Origin of the sequence: Actinocrinis puniceicyclus, from assembly GCF_018283645.1 — a bacterium.
GTDB classification, from domain to species: Bacteria; Actinomycetota; Actinomycetes; order Streptomycetales; family Catenulisporaceae; genus Actinocrinis; species Actinocrinis puniceicyclus.
In genome coordinates, this window is the sequence record NZ_JAGSXH010000030.1 from 1 (window position 1) to 16,726 (window position 16,726).

Here is a 16,726-nt window from a genome sequence, read left to right on the forward strand (position 1 = left end):
CCCCGGACCCGGCGCCCGCGCCGGTACCCGCTCCGGCCCCGCCGTCACCGACCCCGGCGGCACCGACCCCGGCGGCATCCGCGCCTGCTCAGAGCGCCGACGAAGGCCCCGGCGCATACGTGACCCCGCTGGTGCGCAAGCTCGCGGCCGAGCGCGGCGTCGACCTGTCCACGATCGACGGAACCGGCGTCGGCGGCCGGATCCGCAAGCAGGACGTCATCGAGGCGGCCAAGGCGCGCGCGCCGCAGCCCGCCCCGGCAGCGGTCAACGGCGCCGCCCCCGCGCCCAGCGCCCCGGCGGCCGCGCTCTCCCCGCTGCGCGGGCGCACCGAGAAGCTCTCCCGGCTGCGCGCGCTCATCGCCAAGCGGATGGTCGAGTCGCTCCAGGTCTCCGCGCAGCTGACCACGGTCGTCGAGGTGGACGTCACCGCGATCGCGCGGCTGCGCGACCGGGCGAAGAAGGACTTCGAGGCCCGCGAGGGGGTCAAGCTTTCCTTCCTGCCGTTCTTCGCCATGGCCGCGGTCGAGGCACTCAAGCAGTACCCGCAGGTCAACGCCTCGATCGACGTGGACGCCGGGACCGTGACCTACCACGGCTCGGAGAACCTGGGCATCGCGGTGGACACCGAACGCGGCCTGCTGGTCCCGGTGATCAAGAACGCCGGAGACCTCAACCTCGGCGGCATCGCCCGCGCCATCGCGGACCTGGCGGCCCGCACCCGCGACAACAAGGTCTCGCCGGACGAACTCGGCGGCGGCACGTTCACGCTGACCAACACCGGCTCGCGCGGGGCGCTGTTCGACACCCCGATCATCAACCAGCCGCAGGTGGGCATCCTCGGCACCGGCGCCGTGGTCAAGCGCCCGGCGGTGGTGACCGATCAGGTGCTCGGCGAGGTCATCGCGGTGCGCTCGATCGTGTACCTGGCGCTGAGCTATGACCACCGCCTGGTGGACGGCGCCGACGCGGCGCGCTTCCTGGCCGCGATCAAGGCGCGGCTCGAGGAAGGACGCTTCGAGTCCGAACTCGGCCTCTGAGTTCACGCGGCCGCCGCGCGCCCCGCCCGGCTTTCACGTCCCGGCAGCTCCCGCTTCGGCGGGCGCTCGCCGGGACGCGGCGCGTTCGGGCAGGTCGGCGCGCTGCGGGCGAAGCGGGACGGTCCAGGCCCTGAGAAGGCCGCATGCGCTCGCTCAGGAAGTGGCTGTACCGTAAGCCGACCGACGGCGTCATTCGGCAGTTTCGGACTAGGGGCAGGAAGCGCGGGACGATGGCATCGCAGGCCGGTAAGAAGAGTGCGCAAGAGCGCCGTGTACAGATCGAGAAGATGCGCGCGGAGCAGACGCGCCGGGAGCGCAAGCGGAAGATCTACTTCGGGGTCGGCGCGGGCGTGTTGGTACTCCTGCTGGTCGCGGGGCTCTCGGCGCTCGCCCTGTCCAAGAAGAACGGCTCCACTCCAGCGGCGAGCACCGCGGACTCCACGCCCAACGCGCTCGCCCAGACCTGGGACGGGCTGACCGGGCAGACCGTGGACGGAGTCTCGGCGCAGACCGAGGAGCAGGTCGCGTATCACATCCACTCGCACCTGGAGATCTTCGTCAACGGCAAGCAGAAGGCCGTGCCCGCGGGCATCGGCATCGTCAAGCCGTGGAGCACGCAGCCGCAGAACGGCGGCAACGTGTTCATCGAGGGCGGCAAGCAGATCTACTACCTGCACACCCACGACAGCAGCGGAGTGCTGCACGTCGAGTCGCCGACGACGCAGACCTACACGCTCGGGCAGCTGTTCGCCGAGTGGAACCAGCCGCTGTCCGAGACCCAGGTCGGGCCGGCCACCGGCAGCGTCATCGCGTACGTGAACGGCCAGAAGTACGCCGGCGACCCCTCGAAGATCGAGCTCACCCCGCACGAGGTCATCCAGTTGGACGTCGGCCAGGACGTCGCGTTCCAGCCGTACACCTTCGCCTCGGGGCTGTAACGCCCTTGGCGGTGCTGGGGAATGTCTCAAGGGGCGAATCCGGTGGTCGAATCGTTGCCTTGATACATCCCCCAGCACCCGCCTGGCGCGCAGCGTATTCGGATTCTGACGATTCCCCGGCGGGTAGGTAGACCGCGACACCGATCCGGGCTCGCTGGGGGGTTCGTATGCACGCTGACGTGTGCGTCGTCGGCGGGGGAATCGCCGGGCTCGCCGCGGCGGTGCGACTGGCGGGCGAGGGACTGTCCGTGACCGTCCTGGAGGCGGCCCAGGACGCCGGCGGGCGGGCGAAGGACGCTCGGGTGGACGGCTTCACGCTCGGCGACGGCGCGCATCTACTGCACACGACGTGGCCGGCGCTGCGGCACGCCGTCCCGCCGGCGCAACTGGCTCTGGGCGGCTTCGCCGCCGGGGTGCGGGTCTGCTCCGGCGGCGGGAGCGCACCGGTGTCGCGGGTCCGTTTCGGCGCGGCGCCGAAGCGGCCGCAGCAGACCTTCTCCGCGCTGCGCATGCCGATCGGCACGCCGGCGGACAAGGCGCGCCTGTCCAAGTTGCTGTACCGGCTGGCCACCACCCCGCCGCAGCGGGCGCTGTCCGGTCCGGAGCAGGCGGCGGCCGAATCCTTCGCCTCGCGCGGGTACTCGCCCGAGCTGGTCGACCGTTTCCTGCGGCCGTACCTGGCCGGGCTGGCCGCCGACGACGATCTGAGCGCGTCGGCGCGCGGCGCGGACTGGCTCCTGCGCCTGCTGGTGCGCGGCCGGTTCGCGGTCGCCGGCGCCGGGATCGGCGCGTTGGTCCGCAGACTTGCCGGCAGGCTGCCGGAAGGTGCGCTGCGAACGGGCGCGCGGGTACACACGGTGCGCGCCGACCGGGTCGTGAGCGAAGCCGGGGAAATCAGGGCACGAGCGATCGTGGTCGCGTCCGATCCCCACGCCGCGACCGCGCTGCTGCCCGGGCTGCACGAGCCGCGGATGCGCTCGGTGACAACACTCTGGCACACCGTGGACGACTCGGCGCTGCCCTTCGAGCCGGACCGTTCGCCGTATGTGCTCGTCGATGCGGAACCCGGCTCACCGGTCGGCCGCACGGCGGTGGTCAGCCGCGCGGCGCCCGCGCTCGCGCCCGTGGGGCGCGCCCTGGTGGCGACGACGGTGTTCGGCGACGACGGCAAGGAACCGGGCGCGCTGGACCGGGCCGTTCTGCCCCGCCTGGCCGAACTGCACGGCGTGCCGGCCCGGTGCTGGGAGACGCTGGAGATCCGGCATGTCGAGCAGGCGCTGGTCACGATGCAGTCCCCGTACAACTTCACGCGTCCGGTGCGGCTGATCAAGGGCCTGTACGTCTGCGGCGATCATCGAGACCTGCCGAACGTCGAAGGCGCGTTGCAGTCCGGGCAACGCGCCGCGAACGCAGTGCTCGAAGACCTGGCGGGCCGGCCGTGACGCGCGCCCCGTCACGACCCGCCGGTCACTCGCCCGGGTAACGCAGCCCGATCTGCTGCCTCATCAGATCCAGCGTGCGCATGATCGACAGCGTCTCGTCCAGCGGCATCACCGGGCTCTCGGTCAGCCCGGCACGCAGGCAGCGGCCCACCTCCGCCGCCTGGAACCGCAGCCCCTTGCCCTCGCGCGGGAAGTCAAGAGTCTGCGTCGTACCGTCCAGCAGGGTGAGCCTGGCCGGAAGCCTGCCGTCCGCCCAGTCGGCGATGTCGATGCGGCCCTTGGTGCCGGTGATCGAGGCCGTGTTCGCGGTGCGCACGTCCAGGGCCGTCGTCACCAGCGCCTGCGCGCCGTTGGCGTAGCCGAACACCGCCGAGGTCTGCGCGTCCACGCCGGTGACCGCCGGGCTCGCGAACGTGGCGACGCGGTCAGGCGCGCCGAGCAGCATCGAGGCGAAAGACACCGGGTAGATGCCCAGGTCCAGCAGTGCCCCGCCGCCGAGTGCGGGGTCGAGCACGCGATGCGCCGGGTCGGAGCTGAGCACCTCGCCGCGGTCCACGACCAGCGAGCGGACCTCCCCGATCCGTCCCTGCGCGATCAGCTCGCGCAGCCCGATCTGGTGCGGCAGGAACCGCACCCACATCGCCTCCATGAGGAACACGCCGGCCGCGCGGGCCGCCGCGATCATCCGCTCGGCCTGCGCCGCGTTGACGGCGAACGGCTTCTCGCACAGCACTGCTTTACCGGCCGCGATCGCGGTGAGACTGACCTCCTCGTGCGCGGTGTGCGGTACCGCGACGTAGATCGCGTCCACGTCGGGATCGGCGGCCAGGACGTCGTAGCCGACGCGCCGGCGCGTTATTGCGTGCGGCCCGGCGAACCTGTCCGCGGATTCCTGGGACCGGGAGCCGACCGCGACGAGCTGCGCGTCGTCGAGCAGGCGCAGATCCCGTGCGAAGGCATCGGCGATCACGCCGGTTCCGGCGATGCCCCAGCGGATCCTTTCGGCCACGGTGCTGCTCCTCCCACGCGATCATCGATGCGGATTCAGCCTATAGCGCCGACAAAGGGGTACAGCCTGCCGCGGGCCCTTACCTTGGCCGGCGCCGCTGTCCCCGCCCGGCGCCGCCGAGCCCGCCTCAACCCGCCGTGCGCGATATGCGGACCGCCTCGTCCGCCCACGGCTCTCCGGACGCGCTTGTGACCGATTTCACTTGCTGTGGAACGGGCCCGCCGGCCGCGAGCGGACGCGCCGGATCGCCCGCGCATCCGGCCGCGCGGGCGCGTCGTAGAGTCGTAAGCGTGGGCGAACTGGAAATCATCCGAGGCGGTTTCGGCGCCGAGGCGGTCGATTACCGCATCGCGTGGGAGGACCAGCGCGCGCGGCACGCGGCGCGCGTGGCGGACCTTGTCACGGACGCGGTGATCCTGCTCGAGCATCCGCCGGTGTACACCGCCGGGAAGCGGACCGAGCCGCTGGACCGGCCGTTCGACGGCACGCCCGTGGTGGACGTGGACCGCGGCGGAAAGATCACCTGGCACGGTCCCGGCCAGCTGGTCGGCTACCCGATCGTGCGGATGCCGGAGGGCGTGTACGTGGTCGACTTCGTGCGGCGGGTCGAGCAGGTGATCATCGAGGTCTGCTCTGATCTCGGACTGCACACCGAGCGGGTCCAGGGCCGCTCCGGCGTGTGGGTGCCCGGCGACGCACTGCGCCAGGACCGCAAGGTGGCCGCGGTCGGGCTGCGCTTCGCCAAGGGAGTCACGATGCACGGTTTCGCCCTGAATTGCGACAATGATCTGGATTGGTACCACCGCATCGTGCCGTGCGGAATCCGTGACGCGGGCGTTACAACGCTCAGCGAGGAACTGGGCCGCCACGTGACCGTCCAGGACGTGTTGCCGCTCGTCGAGAGCCACCTGCATCTGCTCACCGAGCCCAAGGGCGCGTCGACCGACCGGTCGCGCCGCGCCGCAGCCGCATAGACTGCCGTGACCGACCCGGCGATCCCGCTACTACCAGCAGTGATGCGCGAGACCGAGGAGATGCGGCCGTGACCGCCATCAATGACAGCAGCCCGGCCGACGCGGCGCTGACCACGACCGGGCCCGACGGCCGCAGGCTGCTGCGGCTTGAGGTGCGCAACGCGGCCACGCCGATCGAGAAGAAGCCCGAGTGGATCAAGACCCGCGCGAAGATGGGCCCGCAGTACACGCAGCTGCGCGATCTGGTCAAGAACGAGGGCCTGCACACGGTCTGCCAGGAGGCCGGCTGCCCGAACATCTTCGAATGCTGGGAGGACCGCGAGGCGACCTTCCTGATCGGCGGCGAGCAGTGCACCCGGCGCTGCGACTTCTGCCAGATCGACACCGGCAAGCCGGCCGCGCTCGACCGCGACGAACCGCGGCGGGTAGGCGAGTCCGTAGCGACCATGGGCCTGCGATACGCGACCGTGACCGGCGTGGCGCGCGACGACCTGGCGGACGGCGGCGCCTGGCTGTACGCGGAGACGGTCCGGCAGATCCACGCCCAGGTGCCGGGCTGCGGCGTCGAGCTGCTGATCCCGGACTTCAACGCGGTCCCCGAACTGCTCGCCGAGGTGTTCGACTCCGCACCCGAGGTGCTGGCTCACAACGTGGAGACGGTGCCGCGGATCTTCAAGCGCGTCCGCCCGGCGTTCCGCTACGAGCGCTCGCTGGATGTGATCCGGCAGGCCCGCGCGGCCGGCCTGGTCACCAAGTCCAACCTCATCCTGGGGCTCGGCGAGGAGCGCGGCGAGGTCTCCCAGGCGCTGCGGGACCTGCACGCGGCTGGCTGCGAACTGATCACCATAACTCAGTACCTTCGGCCCTCCCGCCGCCACCATCCGGTGGAACGATGGGTGAAGCCGGAGGAATTCGTCGAACTGAAGCAGGAGGCGGAACAGATCGGCTTCGCCGGGGTGATGTCCGGGCCGTTGGTGCGTTCGTCGTACCGCGCCGGGCGGCTCTACCAGCAGGCGGTCGCCGCGCGAACGGCGTAACGGCTTGAGCGTGAGAGGGAACCCGGTCGGCGCAGTCCTGGTCTCGGAACGCTCTTCACCGGGAATTGACCGGTGCGCAGTAACCTCGCAACACGAGACAGCAACCCTGGTGGTGCTGATCCGACCAGGAGATTGGGGGCACGGAAGCATGACGGTGACGGTTGACGGCGCCGCGGCGAACCGGGCTGGGGCACGGCGCGGAGCAGTGCGGACCGTGTTGAACACGGTCGAGTGGGTGATCTTCCGCGGCGACGGGCTCACCGTCGCGCGCGAGAACGCCTGGGCCGCGGTCCAGGAGGACCGGGCGCGGGCGAAGGTCAGAGCGGAGGCGTCGACGGCGCTGCACGACGCGAACGTCCCGACGCTCAAGTAGCCGCGCGGCTGACGACCTGTCAGCCGCGCAGGCCGCCTGCCGCGAGGCGGCGGTACCGAATCAGTCACGGCGCCCCCGGGCGGTGCGATGATCACCGCGCCGGGGACATATCCTTTTGAGCATGGCGCGTAACCCCTCCCCTGAGCCGACCGTGAGCCCGGCGGCACCGTCCGAGCCGCCGAGCGGCCGCCTCAAGCAGTTCGGCTACGCCTACAAGGTGACCAAGCAGGCCGATCCGCGGCTCACCCCGGCGATGCTCGCCTGGGGCGGCGGGACCGCCGCCGTCGTGTTCGTACTCTTCTTCCTGCTGTTCGGCGGCAGCGTCGTCGGGCTGGTCTTCGCGATCCTCTTCGCCCTGGTGTTCGGCGCGCTGGTGGCGCTCTCCACGCTCTCGCGCCGGGTGCAGCGCAGCGCGTACGCGCGCATCGAGGGACAGCCGGGGGCGGCCGCGGCGGTCCTCGAACAGAGCCTCAAGCGCGGCTGGACGATGACCCCGGCGGTGCAGTTCAACCGGCAGCAGGACCTGGTGCACCGGCTGATCGGGCGTGCCGGGATCCTGCTGGTCGGCGAGGGCGACCCGAACCGGGTGGCGCAGCTCGTCGCCACCGAGCGCAAGTCGATCGCGCGGTACCTCGGCCCTGATGTCGAGGTGGACTCCCTGATCGTGGGCGACGACGGCGCGGCGGGCCAGGTTCCGCTCAGCAAGCTGTCCCAGACGCTGACCAAGCGCGGCCTTCGCGGCAAGGCGAAGCTGACATCCCTGCAGGTCAACGAGTACGCGAAGCGGCTGGCCGCGATCGGCGGAGGTCCGATGGCGAACCTGCCGAAGGGCCCGATCCCGCGCGGCGGGCGCATCCCTCGCGGCAACATCCGCTGAATGTCCCCGGTGTCAGCTCCTGACCTCGACGGTCCCGGCGAGCCGGTCGTGCAGGCCGCGCCCGTCGCGGTCCCAGACCACCGCCGGGACGACCAGCAGAAGCAGCACCGTGCGCAGGATCACGTGCAACGGGGTGAGCGGACCGCCGAGTTTGCCGACGCGCAGTCCGAACAACCGCTTGCCGAGCGTCGTGCCCCACAGCGAGAGCAGCACCAGGTGCTCGGCGCCGAACAGCGCGATCGTGCCCCACTGTCCCTGGGCCGAGGATGCGTGCCAGCCGAAGGCCAGGGCGAGCATCTCGGCCACCGCCCAGTCCACGACCAGCGCGCCGAGCCGGCGGCCCTGCGGCGCCAGCGAGCCCGGCCCGGACTCGGGCAGACCGAGCCGGCGGCCGCGGTAGCCCTCTGCGTCCTGCGCGGAGCCGGCGCGCGGGCCCTCAAGCCATCCGCCGACCGCGGCCCGTGCGCCTGCTTGCTTAGGGGTGCCTGACTTGCGCGCGGACGGTGGAGACTGTGTCATGCCTACCAAGGTAGCCGTCCGAAACAATCGGCCGGTGCCGGGTCCCCGGGTTGACGGCCCTAGCGTGCCGCGCGACGGCCTGATCCCGCCGCGTGTAACGTGCAGGAAACAACAGGGACACGGCCGGGAAATGGCCTTTACCTATCGTTCCCGGCCAGAGCCTGATTGCGAAATCGGGCCTGTGGGTCCGGCCGTCGCGCGACGCGGCGCAGGGCGGTCCCCGCAGGCGCGGACTGTCGAGGCCCTGGCGGGCAGCAGGCGAGCCGTGTGGGGGCTTGCGCGCACTCGCCGAACCAACTTCAAAGCCCCCCGCTCTGTGCCCATCGCGTTTCCCGAGTCCGGTCGGCTCTCCCGGCGAGACCGACTTCATCGGGTCGAGGAGGAATAGTGACATTCCAGAACGCCGACGAGGTACTCAAGTACCTCAGTGACGAAGGCGTCCAGTTCGTGGACGTCCGGTTCTGCGACCTGCCCGGCGTCATGCAGCACTTCACCGTGCCGGTGGAGTCCTTCGGTGCGTCCGTGTTCACCGACGGCCTGGCGTTCGACGGGTCCTCGATCCGCGGCTTCCAGGCGATCCACGAGTCGGACATGCAGTTGCTGCCGGACCCGGCCACGGCGCGGCTCGACCCGTTCCGCAAGGAGAAGACGCTCAACATCAACTTCTTCATCCACGACCCGCTGACCGGCGAGGCGTACTCGCGCGACCCGCGCAACGTGGCGAAGAAGGCTGAGGCGTACCTCAAGAGCTCGGGCATCGCGGACACCGCGTACTTCGGCCCCGAGGCCGAGTTCTACGTGTTCGACTCGATCCGCTTCGACAGCAAGGTGAACGAGTCCTTCTACCACATCGACTCGGAGTCAGGGCACTGGAACACCGGCCGCGAGGAGGTCGGCGGCAACCTCGGCTACAAGGTGCGATACAAGGGCGGCTACTTCCCGGTCGCGCCCTATGACCACTACGGCGACCTGCGTGACGAGATGGTGCAGGCGCTCAAGGGGGTCGGCCTTGAGGTGGAGCGGGCGCACCACGAGGTGGGCACCGCCGGCCAGGCCGAGATCAACTACAAGTTCAACACCCTGCTGCACGCGGCCGACGACCTGATGCTGTTCAAGTACGTCATCAAGAACGTGGCGCTCGCGAACGGCAAGACCGCCACCTTCATGCCGAAGCCGCTCTTCGGCGACAACGGCTCGGGTATGCACACCCACCAGAGCCTCTGGAAGGACGGCAGCCCGCTCTTCTACGACGAGATCGGCTACGCCGGCCTTGCCGACACCGCCCGCCACTACATCGGCGGTCTGCTCAAGCACGCCCCGAGCCTGCTGGCGTTCACCAACCCGAGCGTGAACTCGTACCACCGCCTGGTGCCCGGTTTCGAGGCGCCGGTGAACCTGGTCTACTCGCAGCGCAACCGGTCGGCGTGCATCCGCATCCCGATCACCGGCGCGAACCCGAAGGCCAAGCGGATCGAGTTCCGCGTGCCGGACCCGTCCAGCAACCCGTACCTCGCGTTCTCCGCGATGCTGCTGGCCGGCCTGGACGGCATCAAGAACAAGATCGAGCCGATCGCCCCGGTGGACAAGGACCTCTACGAGCTGCCCCCGGACGAGCACGCCGCGGTCCCGCAGGTCCCCGGCAGCCTCGGCGCCGTGCTCGACGCGCTCGAGACCGACCACGACTACCTCACCGCCGGCGGAGTGTTCACCCAGGACCTGATCGAGACCTGGATCGCTTACAAGCGTTCGGCCGAGATCGACCCGATCCGCCTGCGCCCGCACCCGTACGAGTTCGACCTCTACTACGACATCTAAGAACGTCACAGGTCAGGCCCCGTAAACAGCCCCCACGGGCCGTGCACGGGCCATGATCAAGGCCCCGCCGACGGACGTTCGTCGGCGGGGCCTCGTCACGCATCGCTCATAAGGGCGGCTTGGTACCTGACCGCCGCGAGTAGAGGTCGAGCGCACGGCTCGTCGCTTCAATCGCAGCTCTCGCCCCCGTCGTCAGCAGGGGCGCCGGCCAGTGGGAGCCCACGCTCAGTCCGCCGTCAGTCCAGCTGTATGACGCCGGCCTGGATCGGAGCCTGTTCGCCGTAGGGTGCGCCGGTCACGACGAAGACGAGGCCCGGCCGGCGCCAGGTTCCCGGGCCGGACAGCGGGATGGTGAATCGGCTGTAGCCCCTCGGCATCGCCGAAGACAACCGCGTCCACTTGCCGGGATCACCGAGCGCCCGATTGACAAAGAAGTCCTCGTCACTGTTGGCGCTGACGATGACGGTGCCCTGGGGGCCGCCGGAATCCGACCACGACACGGTCGGGGCCGCCGACGGGGCGTACCCGTCCTGGTCGAGCAGCTCCTGCGCCGGGGACGAGGCGAACGACTCCGGATCCCGGGCGAGCTTGTAGCGCACTGGGTAGTAGGTGTCCGAGACCCCGAACTCGTAGGTCATGATCCACAGACTGTGATGCACTTGCGCGACGGTGGTCATGCCCGGTCGCTGGCTGTATTCCGCACCCACGGCGTCATCGACGACCGGACCCCAGTGACGCAGGTCCCTGGTGGTCTGATGCGCCAGCTTCTGCCCGTACCTCGGGTCTCGCTGGTCAGAGTAGTAACAGACGAGCCGGTCATGGTGCAGCAGCAGGAACGGCTCCCACACGGGCGTGTTGCCGTTTTGCGGATTGGGCGGGCCGCCCTGCGCCACCGTGCTCAGGTACTGCCAGGTCAGGCCACGGTCGACGCTCGCGTACAGCACGATCCGTGTGCTCGAGGAATCCAGTGAGTTGCCGGCACACAACACCGCGCCCTTCGGGAGGCCGGCGAAGGCGCGCGGCAACTCGTACAGGAACGGCTGCAACCAGAGCCTTCCGGGCTCGCCGTTGTCGGGCACATTGCCCCGCTGAAGCCAGGTATGGCCGCCGTCGTCGCTCCGGAAGATCGGGAACCCGCCCGGCTTTCCGAAGTCGAACTGCTGGAATGTCGCCAGGTATGTCTGCGATCCGCCCGGCTGCACGCTGAGCCGCACGGCTCGCGCGTACGCCGCGCCTGGTCCGGGGTCGGCCACCGTGACCGGGCCGAATGGAACCTCACCCTGCGATAGGCCGGAGTTCGTCGCCGCCGCGACCGCTGTTCCCGTCCTGCCCACAGACAGCGCCACAACCGCGGCTCCCCCTGTCCCGAGTAACGCCCGGCGTGTCAGGCGCACAGCCCCGTCAGCCACACCATCGGCTCGCCGACCATCGGTGGATGCGGTCCACAGCGAGTCACGACCATTCTGCATGGTTCCCCTTCGCTCTATTGAGATCAGCGATGGGGACGTTACGCGGTTTAGCAGCCGAGTCAATGGACTGCGCCCAGATCGGGGTGAATAACCCTGCTTCGTCCGGGCACATCAGAGCCTTGACAAGCTTGGCGAGGCATCGGTCAGTGGTGTCGCCACGACAACCGGGAACCCGAGCACGGCCATCCATGTCAGTGGTCGACTCTACGGTCAATAACCGGTGAGGGGAGATTCGCGTCGATCCCGAGCCAGGAGCGCACCGGACGGTCCGGGCCCGCGTGAGCGGGTCTGGACCGTCCGGCTGTACGGGTTCTACATCCCGGCCGGGCGGCGCACCGGCTTGCGCCGCAACCGCCCGAGCAAGCGGGAGCCGAGCAGCGCGTGCAGAAGGCCGATCGTGGACAGCACCGCAAGCTCGGCCGGCCGGTGGTGCCGGAGCAGTTCCACCGCGGCGAGCACGATCGCGACCGCCACGACGAGCGCGGACAGCACCCCGTGGAAGCGCCGCACCTCGGAGTGCGGCCAATCCTCGGGGTCGGCCGGCTCCGGCGCGTCGGGGACCGCGCGACGATAGCCGGCGAACACCCGCGACGCCCACGCGCTGGTCGACTGACGCCCGTAGAGTTCGAGCACCCCGACGAGAACGAGGAGCGCCGCGAGGTACACGGCCACGAACCCGGCCTCGGTGCTCACGCCGTCACCGGCTCGGCATCCGGTTCGGCTCCGGCGGCCGGATCGTCCTGGACGATCTCGGTGAACAACAGGACCTCCTCGGGATCGGCCGCACTCCGGACCGCCTTGGTGCGGTAGCGCACACCGAGCCAAGTCATCCACAGCAAAGGCAGCACCCCGGCGATGAACACCACATCACCGGGCAGGCGGAGCCACTCGAAGAAGGAATTGGTGTTGCCCTGGAGGTAACCCAGGCTGCGCGCGTCCGCGTAGCCGCTCTGAACGACCTTGTACAGCTGTAGAGCGCCCTGAGGAAGCATCGAGGCGAAAGACATCCACAGCAGGCCGATGTTGAGCAGCCAGAAGGACAACCGGGGCCAGCGGTCGGACCACCGCTCCTCCGGGATGAGGTAACGCAGCGCGAACACGGCGAACCCGACGGCCAACATGCCGTAGACGCCCATCATCGCGGCGTGCGCGTGGTTGGCGGTCAGCCCGGTACCGATCTCGTAGTAGGAGACGATCGGCAGGTTGATCAGGAAGCCGTCGATGCCCGCGCCGAGGAAGTTCCAGAAGCCGACCGCGGCCAGGAACATCACGGCCCAGCGGTGCGGGAACGGGGTGGACGAGCCGCTGCGCCGCCGGGCGCCGAGCTGCAGGAAGCTCCAGGCCTCGACCGTCAGGAACAGCAGCGGGACCACCTCGAGCGCGGAAAACGTGGCGCCGAGCGCGAGATGCTCGGCGGGCGCGCCCTGGAAGTAGAGATGGTGCATCGTGCCGATGATGCCGCCGGCGCTGTAGAGCACGATGTCGAGGTAGATCACGGTCAGCGCCACGCGCTCGCGCACGACGCCGAGCAGGACGAACAGGTACGCGACCGTGGCGGTGGTGAACAGCTCCATGAAGTCCTCGACCCACAGGTGCACCACTATGAAACGCCAGAAGTCGCCCGCGGTGAACTCCGAGTCGGGGTTGGTGATCAGGCCCACGGCGTAGAACGCGGGCAGCGCGAGGGCGGCCAGGAAGAACAGCCACGGCATGTTCGCGACGCTCTCCGTGCGCAGCCGCTTTCGCAGGCCCCGGAACAGGATGAAGGTCCACAGCGCGAGCCCGACGACCAGCAGCACCTGCCATACCTTGCCCAGGTCGATGTACGCCCAGCCCTGGTCGCCGAACTCCTTCCACAGTGAGCCGAGCCAGCCGCGCATGCCGGCCATCTCGCCGAGCAGGCTGCCGACGACCACCACCACGAGCGCGCCGAGCAGCACCCGGGTGAGCAGCGCCTGCCGCCGCGGTTCCCAGCCGCGGGAGATGAGCGGAGTGAGGAAGATGCCGATGGCCAGGAACGAGGTGACCACCCAGAAGATCGCCAGCTGCTCGTGCCAGGTGCGGGTGAGGTTGTACGGCAGCCAGCGGTCCATCGGGATGCCGAAGAAGCTGCTGAGGTCGGCCCGGTAGTGCTCGGTCAGGGCGCCCACGAGGGTCTGGACCAGGAACAGCGCCGCCATCGCGAGGAAGAATCCCGCGGTGGCGCGCTGCGCCGGGGTCAGCTTCACCTTGTCGGGCGCGTGGAAGCGCAGCTCCCGGTGGTCGCGGTGGTGCCAGCCGAGGAAGTTCCAGCGGCCGAAGGCGGCGAAGATCGCGCCGGCGCCGGCCAGCAGGAAGATCAGCGACAGCACGCTCCAGAGCACGACATGACCGGTCGGGACGTTGTCCACCAGCCGTTCTGAGGGCCAGTTGTTGGTGTAGGAGTAGTCCGTGTCCGGACGGTCGGCGGCGGCGGACCAGGCGGTCCAGCCGAAGTAGGCGGTCAGGTCGAAGATGTCCGCCGGATCGGTGATCGCGCTCGGCCGCACCCCGTTCTCGCCCTTCGGGCTGCCGAGCAGTTCGGCGTAGTGCGTCCTGATCTGCTGGAACGCCACGGCCTGCGCCTCGGTCCACACCAGGGTGCCGCTCTTCTCGTCGTACCTGTTGGTGCGGAAGTCGGCGACGGTCCGGCCGTGCGGGTCGCGCAGGCCCTCGCGGGAGTACTGGTCCTGCACGGAGGTTGCGGCCCGGTTGAGGTAGTCGGCGGTGAAGTCAGGCCCGAGATAGGCGCCCTGGCCGAAGATGGAGCCGTACTCCATCAGGCCGTTGCGCAGGAACGTCTCCTGGCCCTTGCGGATCTGCTCTCCGGTGAAGAGGACCTTGCCGCTCGGCGTGACGACACGGTCCGGGATCGGCGGCTGGAACTGGTAGGTGAGCATCGCCAGCAGGCCGAGCACGAGGAAGCCGGCGACGGTGACGAGGATGGACGCCTGGACCCAGCCCTTCGCGATCATCCTGGGCTGTTTCGCCCCGGGCGGCCGGTCGGACGCGGGCGTCCCGAACTGGTCTCCAGTGGCGGGTTCGGACAATGCCATAGGTCTGATTCCTCCTCCGTGCACGCGGCACACTCCGGCTCCATATGCGGATCACCGAGCCAGCACGGCACAATAAAGTACAGACCGTTTGTATAAACAACTCAGACTGATGTGATGTTCGACACGCCGTAGAAGTTGGCGTGCGTTCCGCGCCTTCACAGAGAATACGCAGGTAATGCTGTTGATCCTCGCGCCGATGTTGCCAGCGTCACGGCAGTTAACCCTGGGCAACCGCACTCGACCGTGCAACCGAAGCGTCGCATCGCCCGACTGCAAGGATTGAAACGATAATATCCCGTGAAAAATGGGACGGAGGAGCCGGTCGGCCGCCGGCGGGGACGGCGAGCCGGTCCTGCCGCGCTCGGCGGATATGCGGCAGGACCGGCCGGATCGCCCCGCTTACAGGCTCGGGAAGCTCGGGAACGAGCAGGACGGGACGCTGCCGGAGGTCACCGGAGCCGACAGCCTGGTCAGGCTCACGTCAGTGCCCGAGGACGGATTGAGGTTGGAGCTGTAGGTGTCGACGTACGCGTACTCGGCCGTGTAGGACGTGTTGTCCAGGCTGACGTACTGAAGGTAGAGGCCCGTCATGTGCGAGGAATCGTAGCCCTCGATGATCGACGTGGCTCCCGAGACAGAGCTCTGCGACTTGAGGCCGTCGATGATGATGTTGGTGAACTCGGGGATGCTGCTGGTGCTGCTGGAGGAGGAGTAGCGCGGGTTCAGCTCGATCAGGTGCTTCACACCGCTCTCGCAGGTGTTGATGTAGGTGACCGTGGAGACCTTGCCGCCCTTGCCCGGATAGCTCTTGATCCGGATGCCGTTGTTCAGGCTGCTGACGTTGCCGGAGCTGTCGGTGCCCTGGACGGTGTTGTTCTTCACGAGCACGTTGCTCACGCCGTCGTTGGTCTCGCTGCCGATGGAGATGCCGTGCGTGCCGTAGAAGTGGTTGTTCGCGATCGTGATGTTGCTGGACGCGCCGCTGCCGCCCTTGATCGCGATACCGTCGTCGCCGTCCTGGATGTACGAGTTCTCGATCGTGACGTTGCTGGCGGCGTCCGGATCGATGCCGTCGGTGTTGCGGGCCGTCGCCGGGGTCTTGATCCGCACGCCCCAGGCGGTGAAACCGCTGCCGGACTTGTAGGTCACGTGGAAGAACGCGCCGTTGACCAGGTTGATGTCGTAGAGGGTGGCGTTGTCGGCGCCGGAGAAGTACACCAGCCGCGGGTTGTTCTGCTTCCTGCCCTCGTTGCCCGCGGTGGTGCCCAGCTGCCACCAGGTGGTGCTGGTGCCCCACATCGTCTGGCCGCCGCGGCCGTCGATGGTGCCCTGTGAGCCGCTGGAGTTGCGGATGCCCTCGATGCCGGAGTTGGCGCCGGAGACCTTGATGAACGGGTTGCAGCCGTTGTCGCTGCTGGAGATCGTGCCGCACACGTCCGAGGAACTCGACTGGTACTGCGAGGCGACGCGGGTGGCGTAGAGCGTGGCGCCCGCGTTGATCACCAGGTACACCCCGCCCGGCACGGTGAGCGGCGCGGACAGGAACGCGTTGTTGCTGCCACTGCCGGTCAGCTCGACGGCCTTGTTCGTTCCCTTACACGAGTTGAGCGCGGACTGGATGCGGGAGGTGTCCGGCGGGTTGGCCTCGGTGCCGCTGGAGAACTGCTCGTTTCCGGTGGCCAGCTTCGCGGTCAGCGTGGTGCAGACCGACGGCGGGGAGGGCTGGCCGACCGAGCGGCTGTCGCCGGTGGCGACGCTGGCGCCCTGCGCGGTACCGGCGGTCAACACGCCGAGCACGAGGGCGGCCGCGGCCGCGGCCGCGAGGGAGATTTTGGGCGTCGCAGGACGCAGTGTTCGGGTGAACGAACGCATGAAACCTGTCCTTGAGTCGTGGACTGACTGTCACATGCGCGGCCGTTCACCCTCTGCCGACCGCGTAACGACGGTGTTGCGCACCGTTGCGAAAGGAGAGTACAGGGCGTGGCAGGCGTTTGGATAGACCCGGTTTGCTCGGCTGTCCGCGGGTACGGGGTGAAGATCCGGAACACGCCTGATACACGCCGTTTGCACCGAGGGAACGTTTCAACGCCACCATGCGCGGCTAAGCGGACTAGACTGGAACACGGTTCGGAGCAGAGCCGTCGATGGTGATCTGGGGCACG

At 69.1% G+C, this 16,726-nt stretch carries 14 protein-coding genes; 8 read left to right on the forward strand and 6 right to left on the reverse strand.

Annotated elements, in window-relative coordinates:
* The 3 genes from sucB to KGA66_RS11045 all read left to right on the forward strand — a co-directional run.
* Window positions 1–1,037, forward strand: a 1,037-nt coding sequence (gene sucB / locus KGA66_RS11035) for a 2-oxoglutarate dehydrogenase, E2 component, dihydrolipoamide succinyltransferase (protein ID WP_211467415.1), incomplete at its 5' end; no start/stop codon positions are given.
* A gap of 230 nt (window positions 1,038–1,267) precedes the next feature.
* On the forward strand, window positions 1,268–1,975 hold the full coding sequence (locus tag KGA66_RS11040) for a hypothetical protein (RefSeq protein ID WP_211467417.1): 708 nt from the start codon (window positions 1,268–1,270) through the stop codon (window positions 1,973–1,975).
* 167 nt (window positions 1,976–2,142) lie between these two features.
* Window positions 2,143–3,417 (forward strand): FAD-dependent oxidoreductase, encoded by a 1,275-nt coding sequence (locus tag KGA66_RS11045; protein WP_211467419.1) that lies wholly within the window; start codon window positions 2,143–2,145, stop codon window positions 3,415–3,417.
* Window positions 3,418–3,442: 25 nt separating this feature from the next.
* Here the strand turns inward: KGA66_RS11045 and KGA66_RS31545 are convergent, their stop codons facing one another.
* On the reverse strand, window positions 3,443–4,426 hold the full coding sequence (locus tag KGA66_RS31545; protein WP_211467421.1) for a Gfo/Idh/MocA family protein: 984 nt from the start codon (window positions 4,424–4,426) through the stop codon (window positions 3,443–3,445).
* A 290-nt stretch (window positions 4,427–4,716) separates the two neighbouring features.
* On the opposite strand from KGA66_RS31545, the gene lipB reads away from it, so the two are divergent.
* The 4 genes from lipB (at window position 4,717) to KGA66_RS11070 (ending at window position 7,687) form a co-directional block, all read left to right on the forward strand.
* Complete coding sequence (gene lipB, locus KGA66_RS11055; RefSeq protein WP_312886855.1) at window positions 4,717–5,400, forward strand: lipoyl(octanoyl) transferase LipB; 684 nt, start codon at window positions 4,717–4,719, stop codon at window positions 5,398–5,400.
* A gap of 68 nt (window positions 5,401–5,468) precedes the next feature.
* Entirely contained in the window at window positions 5,469–6,437 is a 969-nt protein-coding gene (gene lipA / locus KGA66_RS11060; protein WP_312886856.1) for a lipoyl synthase, read from the forward strand.
* A gap of 214 nt (window positions 6,438–6,651) precedes the next feature.
* Window positions 6,652–6,810 carry a hypothetical protein gene (locus KGA66_RS11065; RefSeq protein ID WP_211467425.1) on the forward strand — a complete coding sequence of 53 codons (159 nt, stop codon included), beginning with the start codon at window positions 6,652–6,654 and terminating at the stop codon, window positions 6,808–6,810.
* A 121-nt stretch (window positions 6,811–6,931) separates the two neighbouring features.
* Entirely contained in the window at window positions 6,932–7,687 is a 756-nt protein-coding gene (locus tag KGA66_RS11070; protein ID WP_211467427.1) for a DUF4191 domain-containing protein, read from the forward strand.
* Between the two features lie 12 nt (window positions 7,688–7,699).
* On the opposite strand, the gene KGA66_RS11075 is transcribed toward KGA66_RS11070, so the two are convergent.
* Window positions 7,700–8,206, reverse strand: coding sequence for an RDD family protein (locus tag KGA66_RS11075; protein WP_211467429.1), 507 nt, complete (start codon window positions 8,204–8,206; stop codon window positions 7,700–7,702).
* 387 nt (window positions 8,207–8,593) lie between these two features.
* On the opposite strand from KGA66_RS11075, the gene glnA reads away from it, so the two are divergent.
* Window positions 8,594–10,021, forward strand: coding sequence for a type I glutamate--ammonia ligase (gene glnA / locus KGA66_RS11080; protein ID WP_211467431.1), 1,428 nt, complete (start codon window positions 8,594–8,596; stop codon window positions 10,019–10,021).
* 236 nt (window positions 10,022–10,257) lie between these two features.
* Here the strand turns inward: glnA and KGA66_RS11085 are convergent, their stop codons facing one another.
* The 4 genes from KGA66_RS11085 to KGA66_RS11100 form a co-directional block, all read right to left on the reverse strand.
* Window positions 10,258–11,367, reverse strand: a complete 1,110-nt coding sequence (locus tag KGA66_RS11085) for a sialidase family protein (protein ID WP_211467433.1) — start codon at window positions 11,365–11,367, stop codon at window positions 10,258–10,260.
* 435 nt (window positions 11,368–11,802) lie between these two features.
* Window positions 11,803–12,183: a hypothetical protein gene (locus tag KGA66_RS11090; RefSeq protein WP_211467435.1), complete on the reverse strand. Its 381-nt coding sequence runs from the start codon at window positions 12,181–12,183 to the stop codon at window positions 11,803–11,805.
* Window positions 12,180–14,564, reverse strand: a complete 2,385-nt coding sequence (locus tag KGA66_RS11095) for a nitric-oxide reductase large subunit (RefSeq protein ID WP_211467437.1) — start codon at window positions 14,562–14,564, stop codon at window positions 12,180–12,182. The genes KGA66_RS11090 and KGA66_RS11095 overlap by 4 nt, the downstream gene beginning before the upstream one ends.
* Before the next feature lie 399 nt (window positions 14,565–14,963).
* Window positions 14,964–16,436, reverse strand: coding sequence for a glycoside hydrolase family 28 protein (locus KGA66_RS11100; RefSeq protein ID WP_211467439.1), 1,473 nt, complete (start codon window positions 16,434–16,436; stop codon window positions 14,964–14,966).
* Window positions 16,437–16,726: the final 290 nt, after the last annotated feature.